Here is a 2,821-nt window from a genome sequence, read left to right as displayed (position 1 = left end):
CAGCTATTTATGCTGTTATGACTCGAATTATGCTACGTCGCCTATCTGCTTAAAGGTTTACTTTATAAATAGGTTCTCAAAATTCTACCGCCACAGTTCCCAAAACTGTAAAAGGCGCACCTGGGTAAATCAAGGCGGTATTCTGAGATGATTCGTAGTATTTAGTATCAAATAAATTCTTGAAATTCAGCCCCACTCTCCAGTTATCGCGCTTGTAGAAAATACTGGCATCGGCACGCACGTAGGAGGGAAGTACGAGTTCGTTAGGTAATTCGGCTTCGCGATCGCCTACATAAAATACTCCCACACCAAAACCTAATCCTTGTAAATTGCCACGTTGAATTTCATAAGTCGTCCATAAACTAGCTCCTTCTGCTGGAGCATTTGTGAGTACGTCATCAACAGGAAGATTGTTATCTTCAGTCACAAAAGCATCATTGATAAAAGCAGAGGCAACTAGATTCCATCCAGGTAGAATTTCTCCTCCCAGATCGAATTCAATGCCGCGACTTTTTACTTCTCCGACTCCAATTGAGAAATCTGGGTTGTCGGGATCGGTTGTCAGAATATTAGTTTTCGTAATTTCATAAGCTGCTAGAGTTGCTGAGAGATTCCCTAATTCAGCTTTAATTCCGGCTTCGTATTGCGTGCCGCGAGTTGGTTCAATTAGTTCTCCGCTAGCTGTTGTCGTATTATTGGGAACAAAAGAACGGCTATAACTAGCATAGAGAGAAATCGGTTCAATCGGTTGATAAACTAATCCCACACGCGGAGAGAATGCATTGTCATCAAAATCGTTAGATCTTTCAATTCTCTCTTCTCCTACAGTTTGTTCGTAGCCTTCAGATTCAAAATTGATAAAATCAAATCTACCCCCTATTAGTAGTTTTAGATTGGGCAATAACGCGATTTGATTTTGCAGATACAACCCAACCGCGTTAGAAGTAAAATCGTCTTTAAAAGAGTAATCTGAAGGTGGAATTGGTTCGCCATACACGGGGTCGAAGACATTAATGTTAGCTCCACTAGCCTCAAAGTTTTCATAGCCGTTATTGCGTTGAGATAGCTCTAGCCCCAGTAGTAGTTGATGCTGCACTGACCCAGTGTTGAATTTAGCCACCAAATCGGTTTGCCAAGAATAAACATCGTCATATTCAGAGCCATCTGTTACACAAAATCGAGATACTTCCTGAGTTTCTGGATCGTACTCAGACACTCGACAAGCTACATCTTCCCCTTCCGAAAAAGAAGCTCCAAAAGCAGTGCGAAGACTAATATTGTCGTCAAAGCGATGGTCAAAGCTGAGGATGAGATTATTGGTAGTCTCATCAATGCGATCGCCTGGTTCTCCTAAATATCGACTAATGGGAAGCTCAAATGTAACTGAATCTATTGGCAGCCCATCATTGTACGTGCGATCGGAATATAAATATTCATACTCTAAAGTCAGAGTAGTTGCATCGCCAATTTTATAGCTAATTACAGGTGCGATCGAGAGAATTTCTCCATCAACAAAATCAATAAAACTCCCAAAGTTTTGGTAAGAGGCATTCAAGCGATATAATAGTTTTCCATCAGCAGTCAATGGTCCAGAAAAGTCAATAGATGGTTCGTAAAAGTTGTAGCTACCAGCCGTAAACTCAGCTGCATAATAGGGGTCACTGAGAGGCTTTTTGGTAACAAAATTTATAATTCCCCCTGGCTCTACTTGACCGTACAATACTGAAGCTGGACCCTTCAAAACTTCCACTCGCTCGATGCCACTAGGGGCAATTGTCGGCGCTTCAATACGGAATCCATTTCTCAGGGTTCTAGAATCGCTAAATCCTCGAATATTGTAGGTATACGAAAAGCCATAATCTACTCGTGGAGTCACACCTGAAACATTCCGCAGAGCATCTGAAATTTCTGTTACTTGCTGGTCTTCAATTACCTGGCGAGGAATGACTTGAATTGACTGAGGAATGTCCCGTAAAGGTGTATCCGTTTTGGTAGCAGTTGATGCATCTGGTGCGTTATATCCCTCTACTTCTCGTTCCCCCGTCACCACAATTTCAGTTTCTTCCCCTGGTGCTGGCTGGGATGGCTGCTGTATATTCTTTGGTTCTGATGGTGTTGCCTCTGGTTTTGGCTGAATATCCGGTTTTGGCGCTGGCGGTGTTGCTGGCGCTGGTTTTTGGGCTGTAGGGGTTGTGGGTGCAGCTAAACTCAGTACCAAGGTGCGATTCCTTGTTACTATCTGTCCTGTTGGGATCGATGTCCCCGTCACCGTGACTCGAATACTGTTAGTAGCAAGTTGGCTAACGGTAACAGAAGTAATACCTGCAACTGGATTATTCTGACGAAAAATCTTACCTTCGGGTAGACGCAGTTGGGCGTTGATAATATTTGCTACCCAAGTCTGTTTGTAACCATAGGTCAAAACTTGGGGTGAGGTTCCATCAGCGGTTTCTAGAATCATTTCCAAGCCGTTTGGCGTTGGATTCAGCTTGATACCCGTTACTTGCACCGAATCTGACTTACCCGTCTCATTAGGTTGTGGCTGAGCCGCGATCGCTGGAGTATTAGTATAAAAACTTTTATTCTTCTTGAGATTAGCTTGCATCTGCTCGGACATCGGTGCTGCTAAATCTACCTCAGTTTCCGCGTCAGTTTTAGCGATCGCTGGCTCAGTTAACAGCAAAACAGCAAGCAGCCAAGAAGCTTTCAAGCTCAAAATCCCATATTGTCCAGGTTGCAACACTTAGGATCGTGGATTAAATAACCTGTAATTCTGGCTGAGCAGTGTAATTCCACTGAGGCAAGAATTCATCAAAGACAA

The 2,821-nt window shown here is 43.1% G+C and carries 1 protein-coding gene; it reads right to left on the bottom strand.

Translation table 11 applies throughout. The annotated features are described in order from the left end of the window. Positions 1–76: 76 nt before the first annotated feature. Entirely contained in the window at positions 77–2,743 is a 2,667-nt protein-coding gene (locus tag DSM107010_RS37495) for a TonB-dependent siderophore receptor (protein ID WP_106171274.1), read from the bottom strand. Positions 2,744–2,821 lie beyond the last annotated feature (78 nt).

The organism is Chroococcidiopsis cubana SAG 39.79, assembly GCF_003991895.1.
GTDB lineage: Bacteria > Cyanobacteriota > Cyanobacteriia > Cyanobacteriales > Chroococcidiopsidaceae > Chroococcidiopsis > Chroococcidiopsis thermalis.
Note: the sequence above shows the minus strand (reverse complement) of the source record. Positions and strands in the feature narration are given on the sequence as shown.